Source organism: candidate division KSB1 bacterium (assembly GCA_022566355.1).
GTDB lineage: Bacteria > Zhuqueibacterota > JdFR-76 > JdFR-76 > DREG01 > JADFJB01.
In genome coordinates this window covers 1-26,151 of record JADFJB010000022.1, presented here as the reverse complement: position 1 = coordinate 26,151, position 26,151 = coordinate 1, and the positions used below count along the sequence as shown (strand labels likewise).

At 36.0% G+C, this 26,151-nt stretch carries 23 protein-coding genes and 1 tRNA gene; all 24 read right to left on the bottom strand.

Features of this window, described 5'->3' with window-relative positions; translation table 11 throughout:
* Positions 1-17 precede the first annotated feature (17 nt).
* Positions 18-1,268 (bottom strand): ATP-dependent Clp protease ATP-binding subunit ClpX, encoded by a 1,251-nt coding sequence (clpX, locus tag IIC38_06100; protein ID MCH8125517.1) that lies wholly within the window; start codon positions 1,266-1,268, stop codon positions 18-20.
* 8 nt (positions 1,269-1,276) lie between these two features.
* The gene (gene clpP / locus IIC38_06095; protein MCH8125516.1) at positions 1,277-1,879 is read right to left on the bottom strand and encodes an ATP-dependent Clp endopeptidase proteolytic subunit ClpP; all 603 of its coding nucleotides are present in this window, start codon (positions 1,877-1,879) and stop codon (positions 1,277-1,279) included.
* 25 nt (positions 1,880-1,904) lie between these two features.
* Entirely contained in the window at positions 1,905-3,197 is a 1,293-nt protein-coding gene (tig, locus tag IIC38_06090) for a trigger factor (protein MCH8125515.1), read from the bottom strand.
* Between the two features lie 57 nt (positions 3,198-3,254).
* Positions 3,255-3,337, bottom strand: a tRNA-Leu gene (locus IIC38_06085).
* Positions 3,338-3,517: 180 nt separating this feature from the next.
* Positions 3,518-4,591, bottom strand: a complete 1,074-nt coding sequence (locus tag IIC38_06080; GenBank protein ID MCH8125514.1) for a response regulator — start codon at positions 4,589-4,591, stop codon at positions 3,518-3,520.
* Positions 4,592-4,600: 9 nt separating this feature from the next.
* Positions 4,601-6,190 carry a response regulator gene (locus IIC38_06075; protein ID MCH8125513.1) on the bottom strand — a complete coding sequence of 530 codons (1,590 nt, stop codon included), beginning with the start codon at positions 6,188-6,190 and terminating at the stop codon, positions 4,601-4,603.
* Between the two features lie 34 nt (positions 6,191-6,224).
* On the bottom strand, positions 6,225-7,781 hold the full coding sequence (locus tag IIC38_06070; GenBank protein ID MCH8125512.1) for a SpoIID/LytB domain-containing protein: 1,557 nt from the start codon (positions 7,779-7,781) through the stop codon (positions 6,225-6,227).
* A 311-nt stretch (positions 7,782-8,092) separates the two neighbouring features.
* Positions 8,093-8,962, bottom strand: a complete 870-nt coding sequence (locus tag IIC38_06065; GenBank protein ID MCH8125511.1) for a CPBP family intramembrane metalloprotease — start codon at positions 8,960-8,962, stop codon at positions 8,093-8,095.
* Positions 8,963-9,104: 142 nt separating this feature from the next.
* Complete coding sequence (locus IIC38_06060; GenBank protein ID MCH8125510.1) at positions 9,105-9,887, bottom strand: RNA methyltransferase; 783 nt, start codon at positions 9,885-9,887, stop codon at positions 9,105-9,107.
* A complete protein-coding gene (locus IIC38_06055) occupies positions 9,856-11,193 on the bottom strand; it encodes a histidine--tRNA ligase (GenBank protein MCH8125509.1) in 1,338 nt (445 codons plus the stop codon). The genes IIC38_06060 and IIC38_06055 overlap by 32 nt, the downstream gene beginning before the upstream one ends.
* Positions 11,194-11,220: 27 nt before the next feature.
* Complete coding sequence (locus IIC38_06050) at positions 11,221-11,472, bottom strand: DUF2007 domain-containing protein (GenBank protein MCH8125508.1); 252 nt, start codon at positions 11,470-11,472, stop codon at positions 11,221-11,223.
* Between the two features lie 36 nt (positions 11,473-11,508).
* Positions 11,509-11,979 carry a PTS sugar transporter subunit IIA gene (locus tag IIC38_06045; protein MCH8125507.1) on the bottom strand — a complete coding sequence of 157 codons (471 nt, stop codon included), beginning with the start codon at positions 11,977-11,979 and terminating at the stop codon, positions 11,509-11,511.
* Between the two features lie 195 nt (positions 11,980-12,174).
* Complete coding sequence (locus tag IIC38_06040; protein ID MCH8125506.1) at positions 12,175-13,452, bottom strand: HlyC/CorC family transporter; 1,278 nt, start codon at positions 13,450-13,452, stop codon at positions 12,175-12,177.
* Between the two features lie 42 nt (positions 13,453-13,494).
* Complete coding sequence (gene ybeY, locus IIC38_06035) at positions 13,495-13,932, bottom strand: rRNA maturation RNase YbeY (GenBank protein ID MCH8125505.1); 438 nt, start codon at positions 13,930-13,932, stop codon at positions 13,495-13,497.
* An 11-nt stretch (positions 13,933-13,943) separates the two neighbouring features.
* Entirely contained in the window at positions 13,944-16,247 is a 2,304-nt protein-coding gene (locus IIC38_06030; GenBank protein MCH8125504.1) for an HDIG domain-containing protein, read from the bottom strand.
* Between the two features lie 54 nt (positions 16,248-16,301).
* On the bottom strand, positions 16,302-17,255 hold the full coding sequence (locus IIC38_06025; protein MCH8125503.1) for a PhoH family protein: 954 nt from the start codon (positions 17,253-17,255) through the stop codon (positions 16,302-16,304).
* Between the two features lie 197 nt (positions 17,256-17,452).
* Positions 17,453-18,304, bottom strand: a complete 852-nt coding sequence (locus IIC38_06020; protein MCH8125502.1) for a LysM peptidoglycan-binding domain-containing protein — start codon at positions 18,302-18,304, stop codon at positions 17,453-17,455.
* 38 nt (positions 18,305-18,342) lie between these two features.
* Entirely contained in the window at positions 18,343-18,615 is a 273-nt protein-coding gene (locus IIC38_06015) for a hypothetical protein (GenBank protein ID MCH8125501.1), read from the bottom strand.
* Between the two features lie 164 nt (positions 18,616-18,779).
* The gene (locus tag IIC38_06010) at positions 18,780-20,135 is read right to left on the bottom strand and encodes a sodium:solute symporter (protein MCH8125500.1); all 1,356 of its coding nucleotides are present in this window, start codon (positions 20,133-20,135) and stop codon (positions 18,780-18,782) included.
* 99 nt (positions 20,136-20,234) lie between these two features.
* Positions 20,235-20,843 (bottom strand): adenylyl-sulfate kinase, encoded by a 609-nt coding sequence (gene cysC, locus IIC38_06005; GenBank protein MCH8125499.1) that lies wholly within the window; start codon positions 20,841-20,843, stop codon positions 20,235-20,237.
* A 44-nt stretch (positions 20,844-20,887) separates the two neighbouring features.
* Positions 20,888-22,618, bottom strand: coding sequence for an SLC13 family permease (locus tag IIC38_06000; GenBank protein MCH8125498.1), 1,731 nt, complete (start codon positions 22,616-22,618; stop codon positions 20,888-20,890).
* A gap of 192 nt (positions 22,619-22,810) precedes the next feature.
* On the bottom strand, positions 22,811-23,689 hold the full coding sequence (locus tag IIC38_05995) for a PHP domain-containing protein (GenBank protein ID MCH8125497.1): 879 nt from the start codon (positions 23,687-23,689) through the stop codon (positions 22,811-22,813).
* A 14-nt stretch (positions 23,690-23,703) separates the two neighbouring features.
* The gene (serS, locus tag IIC38_05990; protein MCH8125496.1) at positions 23,704-24,978 is read right to left on the bottom strand and encodes a serine--tRNA ligase; all 1,275 of its coding nucleotides are present in this window, start codon (positions 24,976-24,978) and stop codon (positions 23,704-23,706) included.
* Between the two features lie 280 nt (positions 24,979-25,258).
* Positions 25,259-26,151 (bottom strand): DegT/DnrJ/EryC1/StrS family aminotransferase (locus tag IIC38_05985; protein MCH8125495.1); only part of this gene is annotated, 893 nt, incomplete at its 5' end.

The following is a 26,151-nucleotide window of genomic DNA, read 5'->3' as shown; positions in this document are numbered from 1 at the left end:
AACAAGAATAAATCTTACTATGAAGCCTTTTTCTTTACAGTCCTATACTCATAGATAGGTTCATCTTTCTTCTCAACTACGTTCACTGTAATGATGCACTTCCTAATCTCCGGATTTGAAGGCAATTGATACATAATCTCAAGCATTGCATCTTCCATGATTGAACGAAGGCCCCTTGCACCTGTTTTTCTTTTACGAGATTTTTTAATGACAGTCTTTAGAGCGTCGAGTTTGAATTCCAATTCAACACCTTCAAGTTCAAACATACGAATGTATTGCTTGGTAAGGGCATTTTTGGGTTCAACTAGAATTTTCATAAGAGCATCGTCATTAAGTTCATCCAATGCAGCTAACACCGGCAGCCTTCCAATTAGTTCAGGGATTAAACCAAACTTAAGAAGATCATCCGGTTCAACCCTCTGGAGATTTGAACTTCCTTCTATATTCTCCTTTGATTTTACTTCAGCTTTAAAACCCATTGTTTTAACGCCAATACGAGTTTCAATTAAATTCTCAACACCTTCAAATGCCCCTCCACATATGAATAAAATATTTTTTGTATTGATATTGATTAAGTTTTGCTCAGGATGTTTTCTTCCTCCCTTTGGCGGCACTGATGCAATTGTACCTTCCAAAATTTTCAACAAAGCTTGCTGAACACCTTCACCTGAAACATCCCGTGTAATGGAAGGATTGCCATTTTTCCTGGCTATCTTATCAATTTCATCGATGTACACAATCCCCTTTTCTGCACGTTCCAAATCATAATCAGCCGCTTGTAATAGCCGGACTAGAATGTTTTCAACATCTTCGCCAACGTAGCCTGCCTCAGTTAATGTAGTAGCATCTGCTATAGTAAATGGAACTTGTAAAAACCTTGCCAGCGTTTGCGCCAATAAAGTTTTACCGGTTCCTGTAGGCCCGATTAATAAAATATTACTTTTTTCTAATTCGTTTTCTTCATGAAATTTCTGTGAAGCAATTCGCTTGTAATGGTTGTAAACAGCTACAGCCAATGTTTTCTTTGCATGTTCTTGGCCAATTACATACTGTTCCAGTTCCTGGTAGATTTCCGAAGGAGTTGGCATTCCTTGTTTGGAAGAAAGTGAACGTCGTTTAATATCGCTTCTAAGAATTTCATTCGCACCGGCGACGCACTCATTGCAAATAAAAACACCCGGCCCAGTAATAATCGCGTCTACTTGTTGGGAGTTTTTCCCACAAAATGAACAGATATAAAGCTTTTCACTTTTTTCATAATTGGACATATTATTCTCTACTTTTTCTTGCTAGATTTATCTGTTTTCACTAGAACTTCATCTACAATGCCATAGACTTTGGCTTCCTCGGCAGACATAAAATAACTACGATCCGAATCTTTTTCTATTTTTTTTAATGATTGCCCTGTATGAACACTCAAAATTTCATTAATCTTGGTACGGAGTGTAAGAATTTCTTTTGCCTGAATTTCGATGTCCGATGCTTGTCCATGCGCACCGCCTAACGGTTGGTGGATCATAACCCTGGAATTAGGCAAAACGGATCTTTTACCATTTTTACCGGCAGCCAATAAAACGGCGGCCATACTGGATGCCTGCCCAATGCAAATTGTGGCAACATCAGGTTTTATATATTGCATCGTATCATAAATTGCTAGTCCGGAGGATATGTAACCACCGGGTGAATTTAAATATACTGAAATATCCTTGTCAGGATCTTCAGCCGCCAAAAACAACATTTGCGCTATTGTTAGACTCGCAACTGTATCTTCAATGGGTGAACCGATGAAAATAATGCGTTCCTTAAGAAGCCTGGAATAAATATCATATGCTCGCTCACCTCGACCCGTCTGTTCAACTACTATTGGAACCAATGCCATAAATAACCCTCGTTTATGCTTAACCTTATGCTGTTTCTATTAATTTAGATTTATTGTCCTTTATGATAACTTCCTTTATTTTGGCAGTCTTTAAAAGGCGTTCAAAAATTAAATTATCTAATATTTGTTCTTTTAGTTTTTCTTTTCGTTCTGTTGTCTGATAATATTTTTTAACTTCAGTTGAATCTGTTTTTGTTTTCTCAGCAATATCCTTTACAAAACTTTCAACATTTTCATCTGAGACTGATATGTTTTCTTGTTCTACAATTTTTCGACGAAGTAAATGCCATTTAATATTTCTAATCGCAAAAGGCCGGTTTTGTTCTTTGAGTTGTTCTTCATCCAGTTTCTGTTTAGAATCCTTTTTAATATCTTCAAACCAGGTATGTAAATAAAAATCAGCCATCAATGGAGGAACATCAAAAGGATTGTTTTTTATAACCTCATCAATCAATTCCGAATGCATTTGATCTTTGCTTCTATAATCTAATTCACGTTGCAAATTCTCTCGCACCGACTTTCGAAGGTCATCAATACTTTCATAATCGGAAATGGACAATGCAAATTCATCATCAAGATCAGGAAGATTTTTGTTCTCGATCCGTTTAATGGTTACCTGATAAAATTCTGTTTTCTTGGCATCCGGTGAGTCTTTATGTGGATAGGTCACTTCGACATTCCTAACATCCCCGACTTTAGAACCTTTCATCTGATCTTCAAATGTTTCCCCAAATACTTTACTGCCAAGCATAAAATATCGGTCCTCAAACTTATGCCCAATTATGGGTGATCCGGAAATATCTATCTCCTGAAAATCAGCCATGATATAATGGTTTTCATTCGCTTCGCCCTCAATAGGTTCTATAACCGCATGCTGGTCACGTAAATTTTCCATTGTCTTGTCAACATTTTCATCATTAACTATGTGGATCTCTTTTGAAACACTAAGCTTATCGATTTTCTTTAATTTAATTTCCGGCTCAATCTGAAATTCGAGGACAACAGCTAAAGAACCATCATCTTGCTTGTTATATGTTTTAATTGCACCGCCGCCAACAACTTTATAACTCTCTTGCTCCATAATCTTTTTAAAATTACGGTTGGTAACCTCGAATCGTGCATCTTCCTCAACATTTTTACCATATCGAGCTCGTACCACCTTGAGAGGCGCCTTTCCTTTTCGAAATCCCGGGATAGAAGCTTTTTTGCGTAACTGTTCCAATTCATTTGATACTTGTTGTTGAATTTCTTCAGCAGGGATGGTTAATAATATTTCGTGAACTGTATTTTTAAGCTGGTTGATACTATACTTCAACATTTCCTCTTATTTTAAGATTCTCTTAAAACCTAGCATATTCTATATACTCGATACTCGTGCGAGAGGGGGGACTCGAACCCCCACGGGGAAACCCCACTAGATCCTAAATCTAGCGCGTCTGCCAATTCCGCCACTCTCGCAATAAAAAAAATGACGCCCTAATAAGCAGGAGCGACCGAGTCTATGAAATATAAAGTTTTTTAGATCAAATGTCAATAGCTATTGAGTTAAAGGAATACCATAAATCAATATTTTAACTATATTTAAGGAATGTAACAAATGATAGAAAAGTTTGAAGGATAAATGTAAAAATGAATCCTTTAATTCATATCTTCAGCTGATTTATTTTTGTTTACGATTCTCTCGACGAAGTTATCCATGATTTGAGAACCATAATTTGAATTGGCATCTGACTTTTTATCTGGTTGATCATCCGGAGATTGTTCTGTCTTTTGAACACCATTATTTATAGCTTCACGAATAATACCTTTATCTACCATATTTTTAATGGATTGCAACGTTTCAACTTCACCCAATGGACTAACTATAAGAATTTCTTTTAATTTCTTACCTTCTTCAACCAATGGGAGTAGTACTTGTGAATTCGCATCTAAAAGGTTTCTGTCCAATTCTTCTTCAACTTCAAACAAAATTTCGAAATCAGAGAAATTTTTCTTTAGGTCATTCCATTCATTTAATAGTTCTCTACCTTGAGAAATCAATTCTTTGGTAGTTTCCTCAACCTTTTTGACCGTCTCTGCAGAGGTAAATTCTACAACAAAGGCGCCCTCTGACCAAATAGCCATACTCATAAACGCATCTTTTCCCGATTTTTCGGATAATTCTGCTTCACAAACCAATCCCTTCTGTAGATAGACTTTCCCGTGTTGGAGGTCGTGTTGCAGATATATGATTCCGGATTTTTCACCAAGTTCCAGGGATTGCAGTAAATCCAATAAGCTCATTTCGCTTAGTTTGCCTGAAAAACTTGCTACCGACTTCAGCGATCGCTTAGGGGCACTCTGTAATTCGGATACTAGAATATTCGTTTTCAAAACCAATTCTTTTGAATGAAATGGCACTCTTATGAATTCGTCAATATGTTCTGTCATTTGTTGAACCCTGATACGATAATCGGATTCATCAGAAAGAATAATAAAAAGGGGGTTATTACCGTTGCTTTGCTTCTTAATCTCTTGAATGATTTCCACACCATCAGCACCATCAAGTTGATTTGCTATGAAAACTAAATCAATAGATTGGTCAGCCAAAAAGTTTAAAGCCATTGCCTGTGAGTTTATGACATGAATTGAATAATTCTCGCCCCAATTAGCAGATTTAAATTCATCAATTATATCTTGGCGATTATCCACCAAAAGGACATTTAGTGGCATAATAAACCTTTAATTAAAATGACTAATATTTGTTTGTGAATTTAATTTGCCTCGATTACTAAAAGGAGAATACATACTAAGAAATACCATTTTCACATTATCAGAATCAGAAGGATTACAAGGAACCAATTCTTCAAAATCTTCCAAATACAATTCCTGAGCCAATGTTTCAATTCCTATTGCTTGTGGATGTCTCAGGTTAGTAATAGCTATCGCATAAGGTAATTGATATTGACTGCGGAATGTTTTTAACAAATAACCCAGGTAACTAAAGGATTCGGGTTCAATTGCGTTAATGATAATAATATAACCCAGGATATTTTCCTCAAATGAATCCAGGAAAATACCTAATTGCTTTTCAACCGGAACTCCCAGCAAAGTAAGCTCCAAATCATCAGCAGCAAGAAATTTGCCTATTTCAACAGGGTTTGGGAAAATGCTTTTCATGGTTTTTTCTTGATAGTCACTACAGGCAAGGGTTTGTATAAGCTCACTTTTCCCACTTGAAGCAGTTCCTATAATTGCTAACAACCGTTTGCTGCCATTATCCGATCCAAGTACTCGTTTTTGGAAAACCTCGAACTCCTTCTGCAAAAATATGGGTTCTTTCTTAGTTGTCGTTTCTTCTTCAACAGTAATCTCTTGCCGCGGTTTTTCTACCTCGGTTAGAAATCCCTGTTCATACATTTTTACAATTCTTTCAATGGCAACCAGGTCATCAAGTTTACTGTCATTCATTATTTTATCCACTGATCTTTTACCATCTAAAAGTTCAATAAATTGAATGATATCAACTGGCATTTCCCGATCTTCTATAAGCGTTACAAAAGTATTACTAAGTTTGAATATGGTGTCCGATGAAGGAAGTTCAAGTAGAAGTTTCCGTCGTTTTTCTATTCGTTTTTTTGACTGAAGAGTTAAATCAATATTTCCTATTGTTATGGTCTTTTCCACATCAACATCCTGGGTAATAATTGTGTATTCTCCTTTAGTCCATGAAACCATCTGGTAAACAGCTTTTTCTCCATGAAAGCCGTTAAGAGTAGAATTGACCACTTGACCTTCTACAAAAAATATTTGACCATTCTTCTTAAAGTTATTTGTGAGATTAAGGATTCCACTAAAACGTTGTGCGGATAAATCTTCCACTAAATCCAACAACCCTTTTCCTTCGAGTTTTCCGCTTACGTTACCAATATCCTTTTTCTGTTCCATTTGCCTTCGATCTAGTCTTGACAGAATCATTTTTGCCTTTGCAACAATTTCACTTACGTGCAATGGTTTAATAATATAATCCTTTGCACCATTTTCAAAAGCATTTATTTTTTCTTCAATATCCGAATTCGTTGTCAACAACAAAACTGGAATATCGGAAACGGTGGAATCTTCCTTTATCTTGCTAAGGAATTCATGTCCATTCAAATCGCTAACTTGCGCGTCAATTAGGATTAAGTCGGGACAAATATGATGTGCTTTTTGCAAACCATCGAATCCTGAATCGGAAGTTACAACTTGAAAGTGACTATTAATTAATCCACCGACCAGTATTTCTATGTTTTTAGGTTTATCATCTATTACCAATATTGTCTTTTTATTCATCATCCTTAAAATAGAAAAAGGGTCCTAAATACTTTCAATTATACAACGCACTTAACTTAGTATTTTGATAATAATGGTTCAGAATCTCGCTATACTTATAACCTTCTTCACCCATTACAGCAGCGCCTACCTGGCAAATGCCCACTCCATGCCCCCACCCAGCACCTTTCAAACGAATTTGGTTTAAATTACCATTGGGATCCATCTCTTTTTCCACATAAAAACAAGAACTATACAAATGAGTTTTTGATAACACATTGCGAATTTCAAGCTCCTTACCTATCACTGCTTCACCTAATTCACCTATTACCTTCGCATAAATGATCCGCCCGGAATCGCCTCTTTGTAAAGGAATAACATCCTCGATAGGTCCCAAATCTTTGCCAAGTTTCATAGCGACTATTCTGCCAAACTCTTCAGGAGAATATTCTGCTTCCCAACGGTAATAATCATGCGCATATTCTAAATAATTAGGTATCTGATAATAATCCGGGTTGCAAAACACATCATGTGATGATTGTATAAAAGTACGAATATTTTTTTCATTGTCAAGAATTTCATTAAGGTTTTTTCCATTTTTGGAATCAACAAATTTATCCAGGTATTTTATATGGCGGTTGTCCCACACATTTTTATAACTTTCACCAATTCCAGCGCAAATCTTTGCATAACGAGTATCACAAACTCGTCCTTCATGTTGTAAAATTTCGCCACGCGTTTGAGCAGACGCTTGCAAAGACTTTTCATAGATTACCCCTGCACCATGAAAACATTGACAATGGTCATCTGCGCATAAATCAAAAGGATCTTCGAAATGATGTTTACCTGATGTTGCAAATACGGTACATCTCGCCACTACAGTTTGCGCCTTTAAAAATTCCAGGTTGCAATCGGGCGTCATTTCTGACGAATTTACACTCGCTAAATATTTTTCGATATCCAACACATTAACAGCCGTTAATAATCCCTTTTTGTCTATATGAAATTCGAGAATTCCCTCTAAATCCTGGCTTTCCCGATGATCCCAATGAAACCCAATACCGACACGAACATTATCCAAAGTAAAATGAAGCTTACTATTCCCAAGAGGAACGATGCGAATGCCATCTTTAATAGTTTTTCCTTCAAATGAAATCGTTCCGGATATTTTATTTTCAGCAACCTGGATGATTTGATAGCTGCCAAAATCCGGTAAGTTTCTACGAACCTGATCGGCTGTCTCGTAAGATTCAAATTCCCCGGTTAGAACCCAATATTCACGATTATCAATAAACTTATTAGTAGCTATTTGTATTTTTTGACCCACCCTCTCGATATGAATTTCTAAATTTTTTCCCTGCCAATCCTCTGCTATTTTTTGAGCTTCCTCATGTTCATAACATATTGCAAGCCTGATTTTAATTTGGGATGCAGGGGGAGTCGTATTTAAGACCATTGCTTCATATTTTCGATTTTTCTCACCAGAGGCTAAGACGTTACCGGAAATATCCTCTACCCGAAAAGGAACATTTGACGAAAAAATCATTTTTTTTTCGAATTGCAATACACCTATTTTCACTAAAGGTCGTTTTGTCTGAAAATCAAATTCCATGAATTCTCTAATTTACTTGATCTATTCATAAACCTTATCACTGTTAATCGAGGAAATGATCTTTTTAAGATATTTTTATGCTTATCATGCAGCTTTTTCAAATGTATGGAAATAGATCCCGTTAAACGACGGGATGACATAGTTGGAAGTTTTAAGCATGAAAGCATGATTCATGAATTATTCAGGTTTATTATTTATATAGATAGATAAATAAATACTTAACAATTTAAACTTTCAATAGTTTAAAGGCAAAACAAATTAAATTACAGGAAACTACGGATTGATTTATTAGGTCGACTGCCAAATTTCTCCTAAAAATGTGGACCAGCAATTTCAGTATCACTCTTTTTGGAGCTTTTATTCCAAATTCGTGTAATCGAGAAAATAAAAATCGCAATGGATACCAAAACAATTTTGGAATCGACAAATTCATTCTTAAGATAAAGGGATTCAACTTTTGGAGTAGCGAATTTCAGGAACAGAATCGCTATGGCATTGTTTACAGCATGAATCAAAATGGTTGGATAAACGCTATCTGTTCGCCATGCAATTAATCCTAATACAACTCCCAGAATTGTTATTTGAAAAATCAGCCAGGGAAGAACATGAATTATTCCAAATAGCACAGCAGGAAATATTATTGCTGCAATAATATGCATTCGTTTTTCCAAAATTTTCTGGAAAAACCCTCTAAATAGCACTTCTTCACAAATTCCAGCCCCAGCGGTACCAATTAAAAACAACGTGATAAAATCCACAGCATATGTCGTTTGAAAAGTCAATTCTAGTTGTTCTAATAATTCGACGGGCATTGGATACCAGGATTGGATAATTCTATCCAATTGATCCCCAAGAATCGCAAGTGAAATACCAACCATGAAACTCCAAATCATTATATCCAAAGACACTGGATTGAGCCTAAAAGCTGCTTTGAGTGGAAAGCGGTATTTTCGTATAATCAGAATTGCAGGAATGACAATAAAAATCTCCACAACCATAAATGGACTTTTCCATTCGACCTGGCCCCAAATCGATTCTGCAAATAGACGTCCCATTACCCCGATGATCATGAATAATAAAATAGAAAAGAACACGATCATCCCTGCTCTTCCTGGGGAAATCGGAAGTTCAGATTCAACGGATTCGGAATATTTTTTTTCTTCTACTTCTTGCATTAACAATAAAAACTCCTGGTTAATGAATTCGAAGGACTAATACAAATTTAATGCCAGGGTTTATTCGAATGAATTCAGCTAAAATTTAATAATAATTTTAAAAATTATTGACTCACATTTGTCCAGGTGTTCCATCTCAAACAATCGTTTATCCATTTCTAAAAATCTCACTTAACATTATGCCTGCAGTAACAGCTGCATTTAGAGACTCTCCTTGTCCTTTCTTAGGGATACTTACTTTATAAGTAGCAATATTTATGATTTGTTCATCCACACCATGCCGTTCATTTCCAATGGCCAGAACCAACGGAGTGTGATATTCAACCTGGGTATAGTTCATCGAAAAACCAGGAGATGTAACTAATATCTTGAATTTCTTTTGCAGCAATTGTGTGAGAATTTCCTGAACACTAACCTGGTTAAAAATAAATCTCAATTGAAAAAATGCACCAGCTGTTGATCTTAAAACTTTACTATTGTAAACCTCGACACAATTATTACTTAGAATAATTGCCTGAACTCCAAACCAAGAAGCTGTTCGCAATATTGCTCCTAAATTACCCGGGTCCTGAATTTCATCCAGCATTAGGATTACAGGATTTTCCAACTGCCACAATTCATCAAAATTATGGGTTTTCATTAAGACAACTGCAATGATACCTTGTGGCGTTACAGAATCACTTAAAGCTACTACGTTTTTATCAGGTATAAACTCAAAGGGAATGGCATTGTTAACGGCTAATTTTTGAATCGATTGAAATGAAGAATTCGATCTATGTTTATCTGATATTAATATTATTTCTATTTCCGCATTATTTTTCAGTGCAGCTTCACAAAGATTTATGCCTTCAATTATGAATTTTCTATGTGAATAGCGGAATTTTTTTAACTTTAAGGATTTATATATTTTTAACTGAGCTTTGGAAATCATTCGAAGAATCATCTTGATGGAGACAAGGATGGGATTTTATCGTTTTCTTCCCCAGAATCACCTGGTCCAAAGAATTAAAGGGAACTGTTTCCTGGTCACCCGTATTCATTTCTTTTAGAATTACTGTTTTCGAAGCAATTTCATTGTCGCCTACTATTAAAACAAATTGAGAGTTAAATTTATTGGCTTCGCGCATTTGAGCTTTTAAGCTGCGATTCAGATAATCATATTCACAAACTAAGCCATTCCTCCTTAACTCGTTTGCTTTCTTAAACACCCACTTCAAGGCGTCTTCACCCAAGCCAATAAAATAAAGATCAACCCGATTATCAAATTCTGGAAATAGCTGCAACTTTTGCAAAACCGTTAACAATCTATCCATCCCTGCTGCGAATCCAACTGCAGGTACACTTTGACCGCCTATTTCTTCAGCAAGATAATCGTAGCGCCCCCCTCCAACGATCGAATCTTGCGAACCCAATTGATTCGATTGAATTTCAAAAGCAGTCTTTGTGTAATAATCTAGTCCCCGGACAAGTTTCTTATCGATCATATATTGTAAATTGTTGTAATCAAGGTACTTGCGGACATTATCGAAATGGTCTTTACACTCATGACAAAGGTACTCAAAGATGGCAGGTATATCCTTCGTAAGCCGATTACAATTTTCCTTTTTGCAATCAAGGATTCGTAATGGATTCGTATGATAGCGATTTTGACAATCACCGCATAATTCACTTAAGATATTTTTTAAATTAGATTTTAGTACTTCTTTGTATTTTGGCCTGCAAGAGTTACACCCGACACTATTCAGTTTTACTTTTATTTCCTTGATCCCTAATAGGTGTAAAACTTCAACGGAAAGAGTAATTGTTTCCACATCCGCGAGATAATTATCTGTACCTATTATTTCGATTCCATATTGATAGAATTCGCGAAACCGTCCTGCTTGTGGTTTCTCTTGACGAAACATGGGTGAAATATAATATAATTTTTGAATTCTACGGTAATCGCCAAGGTGGTGCTCAAGATAAGATCGCATAACCGAAGCAGTCATTTCAGGTTTTAATGTATAGCTTCTACCGCCTTTATCTGTTAAGGTATACATTTCTTTCTGGACAATATCCGTTGTTTGCCCAATTCCCCGTGCAAACAGCTCAGTATCTTCAAAAGCTGGGGTTCTGATCTCAGAAAAATTATATTTCGAAAAAACCTTGCGTAAATGCGATTCCAAAAAATGCCACTTAGACATTTCGGCTGGTAAAATATCCTTTGTACCTCTTGGAGTTTTAAATCGGTTGGCCATAATTTTTTATTTACCAGGTAATAAGACTTAAATATTATTCATCATCAATTGTGCGATTCCCTCCGCTTCTTCGAGATCTTTTTCCGAAATCCAAATCGTTATTTTACCCGGAGAATAAACAGAAATACTACCAGCCCCAAGAATTCCTCTATCTTCACCTTTGATGATACAATTAATCTCATTTCTCTTAAGAGCTTCTGCGACCATCTCAGCATATAATCTGCCAGGAAATGTTCTCCATTTTATTAAATGAATTGGATGTTCATTTTTGTCCGGCATTTTAATCTAATAATCTTGGTTTAAATTGTATAGAGTTTAGGTTTCGAATACAGCTTCTTCTTCCCGGCGAATAAGGTCTAAGACTTGTTGCGAAGTTTTTGCTTGCAATAGACTATTACGAAATTCATTTTTGTTCAGTAGTCGCGAAACCCGGCTGAGCACCTTGAGATGGGAACCGGTGGCATTCGGAGTAGCAATTAACAAAAAGACCAACCGGACTGGTTTATTATCAATTGACTCAAAATTAATATCCGTATCTGATATACCAAAAGCGCCTACCACCTCATCGACACCATCAGACTTTCCATGTGGAATTGCGACATGATCTCCGACACCAGTACTCATCACTTTTTCTCGTTCTAATATTGCTTTAAAGGCGCTATCCGGATCTTTCACTTTTTGGTTTGCAGCTAACAGGTCCACTAATTCAGCAATAACCTCTTGCTTTTCATTCCGTTCTAGCGGAAGTTTGATTAGTTCTGGGCTTAATAAATCAGCAATCTTCATTTCAGTCTCCGATACCGATAAAAACAGGTCTTAATTCTTATAAAACTAATAGTTAAGACAATAGTAAACAGTATCATTTAATATGTATAATAGAATTACCGAATTGCAATAATAATTTATGTTTTGTGGAATAAAAGAAGGGAAGGATACAGGTATTTTGATAAGGTAAATGATTTTCGAGCTATGAGGTTTAATTCAGGATTCTTCTTTTAATTGATCATCTCTTTGGGGGGAATCTACTTTATGAATCACTTTTACTTTTTTAATCCGTTGTCGAACAACTTCTTCAATTACGAAATCATAGTTTAAGTAAGTAATCAGATCATTTGTATTTGGAATACTTTCTGTGAAATGGTATATGAGCCCGGCAAGAGTTTCGTAATCTTCTTCTTCTGATTGGAGGATAGGTTCAGGCAAGACTTCATTCAATTCATCGATTGACATTCGGCCATCTACCACAAAAGTTCCGGGTGTAACCTTGCGATATAACGGTTGCTCTTTATCATATTCGTCTTGAATTTCTCCAACTATTTCTTCAATAATATCTTCTAATGTAACGAGTCCGGCAGTGCCGCCATATTCATCAACCACAATGGCCATATGAATTTTTTCCCGCTTAAGTTCACTCAGTAAATCACCTATCTTTTTGCTTTCCGGCACAAAAAAAGCGGGTCTTAATAATCGCTGTAGCTTTATATTTTTTTTGTCGGCTAATAATTCCGGGATCAGGTTTTTAACATGGATGATCCCCTTAATATTGTCAACTTGCCCCCCATAAATGGGTATTCGAGAATGGCCTTTTTCGCCTGTAACTTTAATTAAATCATCTACTGACGAACTAATTTCGATGCAAACCATATCGATTCTTGGAACCATTATTTCTTTTACCGTTGTTTCTCCAAATTCAAAAATCGAATGGATCATTTCCGTTTCTTCTACATGAATTGTTCCCTCCTCTTTTCCTAATTCAATCATAGATTTCACCTTCTCCTCAGAAAGCGTAAAAGGATCTCCCTCTATCTTAAAAATTTTACCGATTAATTTAGTCAATTTTAGAATCAGTGTTGATATAGGGAAAAAGAATAAATAAGCCAAATAACTAAAACCTGAAAGTTTTAAGCTAACTGATTTTGAATTGCGAATTGTTAAAATTTTAGATGGAATTCTGGTAAGGACTAGCACCGTAGACGCAATCAATAAAACCAAAGTAAGAATCACATAGTTATTTGTAAATTCCAGCTTTTGGACAAGCTTAACAAATACAACCGATGCAAGTATTGCAGCTATTGCTACTGAAAATAAATTACCCAAATAAATTGACAGCATAAATCTTTGTGAATCAGATATTAGTTTAACAACTCGTCTTGCCGATTTGCTCTCTTCTTCGCGGAGGTGTGCGATATCTACTTCAGGCATCGAAAAAAAAACAGAATCGGAAATAGAAAATAGACCGGAAATAATTGATGAAATCAAGAAAAGAAAACAATAAACAAATAAGTTGGGTTCCAGGATAATTCAGAGCTCCTTTCTGCTAATTTCAAACATGTTTAAATATTCATTTTCTTTTTTTCGCATACTATCTCGTTCGCTTGAGGTACTGTCGTTGTCTCCGAGAAGATGTAGTGTACCGTGTATAATTAACCGCCATAACTCTTCTTCCACATCAACATCATAATGGGACGCTTGTTTTTGGGCTTGATCTACATTTACATAGACTTCACCTTCTAATAAATGATCACTTGATTCTAGATGAAAAGAGATTACATCTGTTGTATAATCATGTTCCAAATATTTTCGATTTAAATTTTTGCAGTATTCATCATCAATAAATATTATGCGAATTTCACCATCGACAAGGGGTTTTTCAATAGCAATTAGCTCACCCATAGCAAGTTTTATCTGATGATGAGATACATAAGAAGGTTCCCCGGTTTCATAACATTCAATCTTCAAGAATTTTTGCCTTAAGACGCTAAAACTTTTTTTGATGTTGTACCTAAAGTCATCTTTTTTTGTCCGGGGTATTCGACCCTATCATGATGAATTCCGGTAAGTATATTTGAAAACGTATCAATTATTATTCGAAGCTCTTTAACTGTTAGCGGGCAATTATCCAAATCGCCTGTATGAAACCTGTCGTTAACAATATTTTTGACAGCATTACGAATTTTTCCAAGGTTTGGATCTTTAATGGATCGAACCATTGCTTCAGCAGAATCAGCCAACATTAAAATACCTGTCTCCCTGGTTTTGGGTCGATTGCCCGGATAGCGAAAATCACTCTCAAGAATTTCAATATTCTTTGACTTAGTGTTTTCTTTTGCTTTTTCATAAAAAAACTTCATTAAGCTTTGCCCGTGATGCTCCAAAATAAAATCAGACACAACTGAGGGTAATTTATTATGTTTGGCAAATTCATAGCCCTTTCGAACATGGTTTATCAAAATTAAACTACTCAACCGAGGTGAAAGTCGGTCATGTGGATTTTTGCCGTTAAATTGGTTTTCAACAAAATATTCCGGCATAAACATTTTGCCTAAATCATGATAATAAGCGCCTACTTTAGCCAATAAGGCATTTGCACCGATTGCTTCTGCAGCGGATTCGGTTAAATTACTCACCTGTAAACTGTGATGATAAGATCCAGGAGAACGTAATGACATCATTTTAAGCATTGGATTATTTAAATCACTTAATTCAATCAACTTAAACTCTGAAGCTACATCAAAGACAGAATCAAAAAGCATTATAAATACATACGCGAGTATTGGCGAAAAAATAGCGGCTCCGAGGGCACCGGCAAGTGCCAAACCTAAATCATTCAAACTAATAAAGCGAAGGATTCCCACAGCGGTAATACCAAGAACATAGGCTATTGCTAAAACTAAAGTTGCGTTTGTTAGGCGCTTCCGAAATTTTGATAAGCCAAATGAAATTATTGAAGCAGACGACACCAACATTCCAATTAATGCAATTTCATAATCCAACCCGAGTTCAGCACTAATCAAAAAGCTTAAGCTAAGCCCAACGAACAATCCTGACCTCGTGTCCATGTAAGAAGTAACAATAAGGGGTACTGTTGCAAACGGGATTAAAAATTTAGGCACATCATAGTCCATCACAATCACTGCCACAACAACAACAAACAACATTGATGATGTTATGATAAACATCATACGCAGATCATCCCAAATGCTACGTCGATAAAAATATAAGAACAAAAGCAAAGGAATCTGAGTGCTGATAATCAATAAAATTTTACCGAGCCAGATTAGAGCTTGAGAAATGAATCCAGCTTGCTTTTCTCTAGCTCGAAGCTCTTCTCCCAGAGAATGGAATATATCAATGTGCTCAAGCGTTACGCGCTCATTGCTATCAATAATTCTTTCACTTTTTAATATTCTTCCCTTCACAAGGGGAATTTGTGCAATAGCTTCATCGATTCTGAATTCGGTTAATTCACGATCTAAAATTAAATTTGTAGTGAGCAAAGATTCCAATAATGCATAACCAACTTTAACCGAATCACTATTTTCGACAAATTGACCTTGCAGTTTCTCCAATAATCTATCTTCTGCTTCAGAAAGTTCATAAAACTCATTACTCGATTTTTCAAATTCCTGATTTGAACGTAATACCGTGATCTTATTTTTAAAATTTGGAATTTCAGTCTTTTTAATATCACACACACCAAGCACGAGAATATCTACTAAGATATTTTCAAGCTGATCGAAATAACGATCATAAGGTTGGAAATCCAGCTCCAACTGCTTTTGATCAATTTCTTTTTGACTTAGATGAATAAAAAATGGAATTAGATCTTTAGTAAGAATAATATCATTATCGTTTAAGATTCGTTCGATTTCTTGTTGTTTTAAAGAATCATTGAGAGTTAAGCTTAATATGTTTTTAAGACTATCTTGAAGAATTTTTAGTTCTGTCTGAGAATTCAATAAGGTCGAATCCGAATAGTGAAATACCGGTAATATCTTTCCCCACGCTTCTTCTCTTTCAAGGGTTAGCTGTTGCTGATTTTTCTGAACCCTGAATGTGAATGGGGCAATTACTTCCTCGCTGGATATATTTCCTTCCTTGAGAATTGCAAATTTAAAGGATTCTCCATGTGGAAATATAAGTAAAGTTATAAGGAGAAAGACAAATCCAAGGCAGAACCTAAGGAATGTGATTGATCTATACCAATGTACAGGTTCCTTGGATGAAGAATTCCCATTGATTTGATTTTTTCTAAATGTAAATAGTTTGGCCAAACTGCTTATTCCTGGGTATGGTTGGAATTTTCGTTTCGTAACTTGGTGACGATTTTAGTCTTTCTGTGATTGATCATATTGATCGTAAGCTACAATGATATCTTTCACCAACCTATGTCTAACAACATCCCTTTCATCCATATATACAAATTGAATACCATTCACGCCTTTAAGAACATGCCGAATTTGGGTTAATCCAGATCGATTTTTCTCCGGTAAGTCAATCTGTGTAATATCACCGGTAATTATTGCTTTCGACTTTACACCTAATCTTGTAAGAAACATCTTCATTTGATTTTCGGACGTATTTTGCGCTTCATCCAGTATTACGAATGCATTATTTAAAGTTCTTCCTCGCATATATGCCAGCGGAACAATTTCAATGATATCCTGTGCTATCATTTTGCGTAACCTCTCTGCAGGTAACATGTCATAAAGAGCATCGTACAGGGGCCGTAAGTAAGGATCAACTTTTTCTTTAAAATCTCCTGGCAAATAGCCTAATTTCTCTCCTGCTTCTACGGCTGGTCTTGTCAAAACGATTCGATCGACATCATGCGCGTTTAAATATCCGACAGCAAAAGCAACTGCAAGATATGTTTTACCTGTTCCAGCTGGTCCAATTACAAAAACGATATCATTATTAATTACGGCATTATTATAAGATTTTTGTCCTTCTGTCTTTGTAAGAATTGAATCTTTTTTCCCATTTATGACGATTTGATCATTACGCAAGTTGTGTAAATTCGTTTTTTTCTTCCGTGTTAGTTGGATGATTGCATCAATGTCTGATTCGGTTAATCCACCATTTCTATGAATTAACTCGGCCAGCTCTGAAAATAGTTTCTCCAATTGTTTAACTTCTGAAGCTTCACCATCGAAAAGTAGGTTGTCCCCTCGTGCTATTATTTTAGCCTGATAATACTTTTGGATAAACCTTAAATTGGAATCTCTTGAACCAAGAAGTAATAGATGATCTATGTCTCGTAAAGTAAACTTCTTTTGCATTTAATGAATAGGTATTCCAATAAAAAAAGCCCCTCATCTGGCCTTTGGCCAAAATGACAGAGCCGCCAATTAATTTTAATAAATATGATTGATAATATCCACAACAAATTTGGCTGGCAAATTTGTTAAATAAATAAAAAGCCTTGCTGGGTCTAAACTAAAAATTAGACCCGGCAAGGACTTTATGAAAAGTGACATTAATTTCGTGGAATTACTAATATTTGATATGGATAGATTGTGTTGGGGTCTGAAATTATTTCTTTATTGGCTTCATAAAGTTTAGTCCATTCTGTCGGATTCCCGAGCACATCTGGATTTGAAGCAATTTTAGACAAAAATTCACCTTTCACAACAATATATTCATTCGGGCCTACTTTCCGTGGAATTTTAAAAACCCAATCAGGATAAATCAAATCCGGATTTTTAATCATATCACGATTATAAGTATAAATTTTCATCCATTGCATGGGGTCATCATAAATCTCTGATTTTTTAGAAATCTTCCACAAGTAATCACCCTTAACCACATTGTAGTCATCGTACACTGATTTTGGCATACGATTTTTAACCAGGGTCAATTTCCCCTCGATTGTGGCTACTTTATCTTGCATTTCCGAAAGCGCATAAATTCTATTTGCCTTGTGCTCTTCAAGTTTGCTTTCAATATCCTTTAATTCATCCCTTTTTTGGAACAGTTCTTCGGATGATAAAGAACTTAAACCATCAACTTGACTTTCCAGTTGATTCAAAGATTGGCGATAAGCTTCAACACCTGCTGCATCAGTTCCAATCATCTTGTAAATCTCATTCCATTCACTTTTAATACTCTCTTCCAATGCAGTAATATCATTTTGTAAAGCTGTTTTATCCGTATTACTACACTGCTCTAACTTTGCTTTTGCAGCAGCCTCACGCTGTTGATATCCAGCCATCATGGTATTATACTCGTTCATTTTAATCTTGCGCTCTTGTCCAAAAGCACTCATGGGTAGGAAAGATACTGCAAGTATTAGGGCGAACAATGTGAAAATTACATTTTTTGTTTTCATTTTGGTTTCATAACCTCCTGATTATGATTTAATATTTCTTACATTTGAGTTAAACGTTGCCTTACCTTTTCTTTTTCAGCTTTCACATCACTTAATTCTGTATTCTTAGCATCAAGTTCTTTTTGTAAAGCTGCCTGTTCGCCCTCACAATCTACCGCTGCTCCTTCCGCACTTTCTGCAGCTGCTTTTTGTTGATCCAAAGCACTTAGTTGATCTGAGTTAGCATATCTTGTACAACCGGTTGAAAAAATAGAGCTAACCATAAAAACAACTATTACTATCAACGATCCTAATTTCTTAAAGGCCGTCATCAAGATAACACCTCCTTCCATATTGAAAAATTAAATTAATTGCCCAATATTAAAAAAAATAAGCCTCTTTGTCAAGAGAAAAGTTAAAGAAAAGTAAAATAATACGTTTTTAATCACTAATAAAGTCCATTTTAAAAGATATTTCGGTTTAAATAAGTCTTAGATTAAAAAAGACCTGCTATTAAATAGCAAATTAACGCCACACCCCCTACAGTTAATGCATAAGGCAGTTGGGTTTTGACGTGATCGATATGGTCACTGGCAGAACCCATAGATGCAATGATCGAAGTATCTGAAATAGGAGAAGCATGGTCGCCAAATATTCCACCTCCTAGCGCTGCCGCAACACAGGTGCTTAGATTCACATCTAGTGTAGATGCCATTGGTACGGCAATTGGGATCATTATGGCGAAAGTACCAAAACTTGTACCGGTTGAAAATGCGATAAAAGCAGACACAAGAAATAGTATCACAGGAACCAAATTCGGACTAACGAATTTTTGTGCATTGCTTGCTACATAAATACCTGTCCCTAATTCTTTGCATGTTGCTCCAATTGAAAATGCCAGTACCAGTAAAATAGCCATTGGCATTAATCCACCCACACCTTTAAAGAATAAATCAACTTGTTCAGAAATTGAAAATAAATTTTGAACTTTGTAAAGAATAGCGGCTGAGACTATTGCTGCCAACACAGCCCAAAATACTGCTGTTGAACCTGAACCATCTAGAATACTTCCATTTCCTGTAATAAGAAGTCCAACCGGCATCATTACAACCATCACTGCTATTGGTATAATCATATTTTTTGCATTAGGGGTTATCCCTTCTTTTACAGGTAGATTGATCACATCGGTGGAGATTAAAGGTTCTGCCCCATCAGCCAAGACTTTACCTTCTTGCCTAGCTCTAAGTTCCGCCACTTTCATCGGTCCGAAATCTTTCCCTGTAATAATCAAAACCAAAACAAATAAAACTGCAATCAAAGCATAAAAATTCAAAGGGATGGCATAAGCAAATATGGCAACAGGATCTTGAATATCTTCGTTCATTAATAATGTGACGATATATGCACCCCATGCATTAAAGGGGATTAATATACAAATAGGAGCCGAGGTAGAATCCAAAATGTAAGCTAATTTTTCTCGGGATATCTTAAGTTTGTCAAAAACAGGCCTGGAGATTGCTCCGGCAACTAGAATTGTGATACTGGATTCTATAAATATAATGACTCCAATGAGCCATGTAAATAAAGAAGCTTTCTTCTGAGAATTAGTCAACCCTTTTGTGCCAGCCCACTTGATAAAACCATCAACACCCCCTGAGCGCTGGGTGAAAGTTATAACAGCACCCACCATTGCACTAAATAATATTACTCGAGTATTCCCTGCATCGGCAAATACATTGACACAAGAGTCAAGGGCTTTTGTAAATCCTAAAAAAGGATTACCACCGGTAATTACTATCCAACCAGTCCATATCCCTATAAATAAGGAAAGATAGACTTGCCTGGTTTTCATAGCTAGAATAATTGCCAAAACCGGGGGAAGCACAGAAAGCCACCCATAGCTTTGATCCACGATTTTACCTTAATTGTCTTTGTGTTAAAAAAAAATTATCTAAGGGCTGCTAAGATAACCAGATGATTCGATAAAATCCAGTAGTTTTCTAGCATTGGTTGTAACGTCTGTTTCGATGGATGTATCTAAAATAAATTCCGGATTTAAAGGTTCCTCATAAGGAGCTGAAATTCCGGTAAATCCTTTAATTTCCCCTTCACGAGCCTTTTTATATAATCCCTTTGGATCTCTTTGTTCGCATGTAGCAATATCACATTTTATGTAAACTTCTACAAATTCATCCTTCCCCAACAACTCTCTTACGATATCTCGGTCAGACCGATATGGTGATATAAATGCTGTTAAAGATATCACCCCTGCTTCAACAAATAGTTTAGCTGCTTCTCCTATTCGACGGATATTTTCAGTACGATCTTCAGGAGAAAAACCAAGATTTTTATTCAATCCATGACGAATGTTATCACCATCTAATACGAAACTCCTAATCCTTTTCTGAAATAACATTTGTTCAAGTTCAAGAGCAATTGTGGACTTACCGCTTGCAGATAATCCTGTAAACCATAAGCAGAAACTTCGATGTCCGCTTAGTTTTTGACGATCAGTTTTAGTAATTTCTCCTACATGCCAATATACATTTGTACTTTTCATATCTATCATAATAGACCCTTATCTATTTATTCATAATGTCCGGATCAGAAATAAATTGTATATATCAAATATATTGTAACAATCCCTACTAGTATTTGCAGTGGGGTTCCTATTTTAATATAGTCTTTAAATTTATAACCACCTGGCCCATAAACCATTAAATTGGTTTGGTACCCAATTGGAGTTGCAAAGCTTGCACCGGCACCAATTGCAACAGCAATTGCAAATGCAGTAACATCAACGTTGAGTGTTTGTGCAACAGGAAATACAACCGGAATGATCATCGCTGCAGCTGCGGTATTGGTTAGTATTGTGGAATAAATATTGGTAATTAAATATACTCCTATTAAACTTGCTAAGATTCCCATAGACTCGCTTACTCCGATTAAAAAGCCTGCGACCAGGTCTGCTAATCCCGAATTGCCAACTGCTTTTGAAATACCTAATGCCGAAGCAATAACGATTAGAACTTTCCAATCTATCAACTCTATTGTATCGACTAATTTTATACTTTTACTTAAGATTAATATAAGAGCTGTAACTGCAGCAGCTGAAATTAGTGGCAGTATTTCAAATACAGTTAGCAAAACCATGCCGATTAAAACGAAAACTGAAAAAAATGCCTGCCATTTTGGTTTTGAAGGAACGACATCAGACAACGAGATAAGATAAAAATCATTCGAATAATACCACTTTTTATGAAATTGTTTTTCAGCCAGGAGGAGAAGTGTGTCTCCTGCATGCAACACTACATCCCCTATTTTTCTCTTTATTCGCATCCCATTACGGTGAATAGCAATGATCACAGCATTATATTTACTACGAAAATTACTTTCACGAACATTTTTACCAACAAGAAATGAACTCTGTGAAATAACAGCTTCAAACGGCTTTATTTCATCGGAGTCGTAATGTTTAAGGTCAAATTTGGAATGTTCAACGAGTTGCAGATCTTTTGTCTTTTGTAATTCTAGAATTGTTTTAGGAAGCCCTGTAAAAAACAATCTGTCGTTTTCGTAAATCTTTTCTTCAGGTTTGGCGGGGGCTATGATTTGTCCTGCTCTTTCTATTTGAAACAGGAATAAGCCTTTTAAATGTCTTAATCCAGCATCTTCAATTGTTTTCCCGATATTTTTATAATTTTCAGTAACTTTTAGTTCAATTACAAATTCACGAGTATGTTCACCCAATTCAATAATAGGTTCTTTACGATTTGGAAGAAGATAATTTCCAAAAACGATTATATAGATTAAACCGATAATGGCTACAGGGATCCCGATTGTCGATATTTCAAAAAAAGAAAATCCTTCATGCCCATTATTAATCATAATCCCATGAACAATAAGGTTTGTACTGGTTCCAATTAATGTACACATCCCGCCTAAGATAGCTGCATAAGAAATCGGGATAAAAAATTTTGCAGGTGAAATATTGTGTTTTTCCGCCCAAGATCTTACAATGGGAATAAAAAGAGCTACAACAGGTGTATTATTTACAAATGCTGAAATTACGGAAACCGGTAATATATATTGAATTAAGTTTCTTTTGTTCGAAGAGCTGATTTTACCTGGTAATATCTTAAAATAATTTAATGCATTGGATTTGCTTAAACTACCTGAAATAATGAATAGAAAAGCAATAATCAGAACACCCTCATTCGAAAATCCCGAAAATGCCTCTTCAACTGTAATAACACTACCTAAGAGGAGTAAGATTAACGTTCCAAATAATACAACCTCAGTTTCAACCCATTCCTTGATCAAAAGGTATGGCATGATTATTATTAGGGCCAATGTATACCAGAAAGGGAAATCCATGGAACAACTAAGAGTTAAAAATATACATAAGAGGTAGTAATTCTTGCAATAATTCCTGTCTTATGGCATTTTTGCTTTATTCAAGCTGCATCAATCAATAGAATGGCCACTTCCGGTCGAGCAAACTCTTTGGGAGGCAGCTCACTCCTTTTAATGTGTCTCATTAATAACATTTGTTTGGCGATTTGCCCTGCTTTGTAAATTCACTAATATTTCATCAGAAATTTGTAAATCACCTTTTCCATTCCCCATATTTACACCTGGCTTATTTTGTCCATGATAATCCGATCCTCCAGAAATAGCAAAATCATTTTTTAGGGCGAGATCCAACAATGCTGTTTGTAGATCTATTGGCATTCCAGGATAAAATACTTCGAAGCCATCTAACCCGGACTCACCCAATTTTAAGATCTTGTCAAATGTTTCATCAACTCTTTCAAACCCCATTAAGAAAGGATGTGCAAGAATAGCCAGTCCATTCGCTCGATGGATAATATCGATAGCTTCTGCTTCGGGGAATTTTACTTTATCCATATAAGCTGGTTGTCCCTTTGCTAAATATTTATCAAATGCTTCTTGAATTGAGGAAACAACACCACTTCGAACAAGGATTTTTGCCACATGCGGCCGGCCAATCGACCCTTCCGCTGCTTCTTCCATTAACTCATCCATAGTTATCGGAATTCCTAATTTATTTAGAGCATCTATGATTTTACCAGCGCGTTCATTCCTATGATCCTGTAAATAGTCTAGTTTATTCTTTAAATCTGCAGAAAACGGATCAATAAACAAACCCAACATATGCAAATGACCATTATTGGGGAGCTTGGTATCGATACTGATTTCGACCCCGGGAACCGTAATAACACCAAGTTCTTTTCCTGCTTTTATAAACTCTGCAACACCTTCACTTGTATCATGATCGGTTAATGCAATCGCCGATAATCCAAGTTCTTTGGCTTCTTTCACCAAATCCGATGGCGATAGACTCCCATCGGAAAAATCACTGTGCATATGTAGGTCTATCATAATAAAATACTCTATTATTGATTATTTTTAATAATTTCGGTTCCCATGTAAGGATGTAACACTTCAGGAACGATAACCGATCCCTCATCAGTTTGGTAGTTTTCCAAAATGGCGATTACTGTCCTGGGCAAAGCCAGCCCTGATCCATTTAATGTATGTACATATTCAGGTTTTGCATCTGACGTCCTCCTAAACCGGATGCTGGCTCGTCTTGCCTGAAAATCTTCAAAATTACTAACTGAAGAAACTTCCAAATATTTATTGACACCCGGAGCCCAAACTTCAATATCATAACATTTCGCTGCTGCAAAACTAAGTTCTCCCGTTGCCAAAACTAAAATTCTATAAGGCAATTTCAACTTTTGCAGTACTTCTTCGGCATTATCTAAGAGAATCTCAAGTTCCATATATGAATTTTCCGGTTTTACAAACTTTACCATTTCAACCTTGTCAAATTGATGTATCCTAAATAAACCACGTGTTTCTTTTCCATAAGAACCGGCTTCCCTTCTAAAACAAGGCGTATAAGCTGTATAATTCAACGGCAGCCGAAATCCATCAATGATTTCACCCTTGAAAAGATTTGTAACCGGGACCTCGGCAGTGGGAATTAAAAATAGATCATCTTGTTCTATTTGATACATATCATCTTCAAGTTTTGGTAATTGCCCGGTCCCATACATAGCATCACGCCGAACAATAAATGGTGGAGAGATCTCCTGGTAACCGTGTTTCTCAGTATGCATATCCAGCATAAAATTTATTAAGGCTCGTTCGAGCTTTGCTCCCATTTTGGAGAATACTACAAAATTGGAACCGGATATTTTGCTGGCTCTGTCTAATTCGAGCATTCCTAATCGATCAGCCAGCTCCCAATGCAGCTTGGGCTTAAAATCAAATTCAGGTTTATCTCCCCAGGTTTTAACTTCAAGGTTTGCAGATTCATCGCCAATTGGAACCGATGAATGTGGTATATTTGGAATCCAATTAAGGATATTTTGGCTTTCATCCTCTAAACTTGAAATATCACTATCAATTTTTTTGATCTCTGCAGAAACCTTTTTCATCTCCAGGGTGATCGAATTCGCATCTTGCCCGGATTTTTTCATTTCTCCAATTTTTTTTGAAACAACATTCCTGTGATGTTTGAGTTCTTCCACACGCGCCAACTGTTTTCGTTTCTCAGAATCCAGGTATAGAAGTCTATCAACATCCGCTTTTTCATTTTTGTTACGAATTGCTTCTTTGACAAGTTTAGAATGTTCGCGAATATACTTAATATATATCATAAAATCAGAACCTATTAATTGGAGATTTTGAAACCTTACAAGCTAATGTTTAATTGTTTTATATGGCAAAACTTTGTAAATGAGCAATATTTTTAAAATAGCTAGAGGTTATTGCTTGAATCAAAATAAATACCGGATACTGATTTCTTGATGAAGGCAAACTATTCAGATTATCATCATTTTTCTCCAGAATCAAGCAGCCAGAATCTATATCATTTTCTCATCTGAATCAATCTGAGAATTGGTATATTGCTACTTGTCGGTTTGGGGCAAAGCTTCACTAATTATTATAGAATTGATGAATTTGCTCCACAACATATTCTTGATGGTCAGTGGGTAATTCAGGATAAATAGGTAAGGATAAAACCTTTTTTGCCACTGTTTCCGAAATTGGGAAATCATTTTCATTATAACCCAAAATTTTAAACGCAGGCTGTAAATGAAGTGGGATGGGATAGTGTATGCCAGTTGCAATGCCACGCTCTCGCAGAAAATTCTGCAATCCAAACCTGTCGTCGAGCTGAATGGTATACTGATGAAAAACATGTTGATTTTCATCTGCGATAGCCGGACAGACAAGTCCCGGAATATCACTTAATAATTCAGTATATCTTGCAGCATGTTTCCGGCGTAATTCATTCCATTTGTCAATATATTTCAATTTAACATTGATCACTGCTGCCTGAATTGAATCCAAACGGCTATTTATCCCCAGCAAGGTATGTTCATATTTTGATTGTGATCCATGTACTCGAATCATTTTAATTTTTTCGGCAAGCTCATCATCATTGGTCAAAACTGCTCCCGCATCGCCATAGGCACCTAAATTTTTAGCTGGGAAAAAACTGAGACAACCAGCATCACCCAAAGTGCATGTTTTTTGCCCTTTATAAGTTGCGCCAATTGCTTGCGCACAATCTTCGATTACATCCAGGTCGTGCTTTCCTGCAATCTCCATGATAGGATCCATATCAGCCGACTGACCATACAAATGGACCGGAATAATTGCCCTGGTTTTATCGGTAATTTTCGCTTCAATTAAATTAGGGTCTATACAATAGGTTTCCGGATCAACATCCACGAAAACAGGCTTCAATCCCAACAATACCATAACCTCAATGGTGGCGACAAATGTCATTGGAATGGAAATAATTTCATCCTCTTTCTTATAGC

Coding starts and splice junctions, on each gene's coding strand:
- clpP (MCH8125516.1), bottom strand. CDS start 1,879: ATGGCATTGGTTCCAATAGTAGTTGAACAGACGGGTCGAGGTGAGCGA.
- serS (MCH8125496.1), bottom strand. CDS start 24,978: ATGATATATATTAAGTATATTCGCGAACATTCTAAACTTGTCAAAGAA.
- IIC38_06025 (MCH8125503.1), bottom strand. CDS start 17,255: ATGCAAAAGAAGTTTACTTTACGAGACATAGATCATCTATTACTTCTT.
- IIC38_06060 (MCH8125510.1), bottom strand. CDS start 9,887: ATGATTTCCAAAGCTCAGTTAAAAATATATAAATCCTTAAAGTTAAAA.
- IIC38_06050 (MCH8125508.1), bottom strand. CDS start 11,472: ATGCCGGACAAAAATGAACATCCAATTCATTTAATAAAATGGAGAACA.
- clpX (MCH8125517.1), bottom strand. CDS start 1,268: ATGTCCAATTATGAAAAAAGTGAAAAGCTTTATATCTGTTCATTTTGT.
- IIC38_06075 (MCH8125513.1), bottom strand. CDS start 6,190: ATGAATAAAAAGACAATATTGGTAATAGATGATAAACCTAAAAACATA.
- IIC38_06020 (MCH8125502.1), bottom strand. CDS start 18,304: ATGAAAACAAAAAATGTAATTTTCACATTGTTCGCCCTAATACTTGCA.
- tig (MCH8125515.1), bottom strand. CDS start 3,197: ATGTTGAAGTATAGTATCAACCAGCTTAAAAATACAGTTCACGAAATA.
- IIC38_06045 (MCH8125507.1), bottom strand. CDS start 11,979: ATGAAGATTGCTGATTTATTAAGCCCAGAACTAATCAAACTTCCGCTA.
- IIC38_06070 (MCH8125512.1), bottom strand. CDS start 7,781: ATGGAATTTGATTTTCAGACAAAACGACCTTTAGTGAAAATAGGTGTA.
- IIC38_06015 (MCH8125501.1), bottom strand. CDS start 18,615: ATGACGGCCTTTAAGAAATTAGGATCGTTGATAGTAATAGTTGTTTTT.
- cysC (MCH8125499.1), bottom strand. CDS start 20,843: ATGAAAAGTACAAATGTATATTGGCATGTAGGAGAAATTACTAAAACT.
- IIC38_06010 (MCH8125500.1), bottom strand. CDS start 20,135: ATGAAAACCAGGCAAGTCTATCTTTCCTTATTTATAGGGATATGGACT.
- IIC38_06080 (MCH8125514.1), bottom strand. CDS start 4,591: ATGCCACTAAATGTCCTTTTGGTGGATAATCGCCAAGATATAATTGAT.
- IIC38_05995 (MCH8125497.1), bottom strand. CDS start 23,689: ATGATAGACCTACATATGCACAGTGATTTTTCCGATGGGAGTCTATCG.
- IIC38_06055 (MCH8125509.1), bottom strand. CDS start 11,193: ATGGCCAACCGATTTAAAACTCCAAGAGGTACAAAGGATATTTTACCA.
- IIC38_06000 (MCH8125498.1), bottom strand. CDS start 22,618: ATGCCATACCTTTTGATCAAGGAATGGGTTGAAACTGAGGTTGTATTA.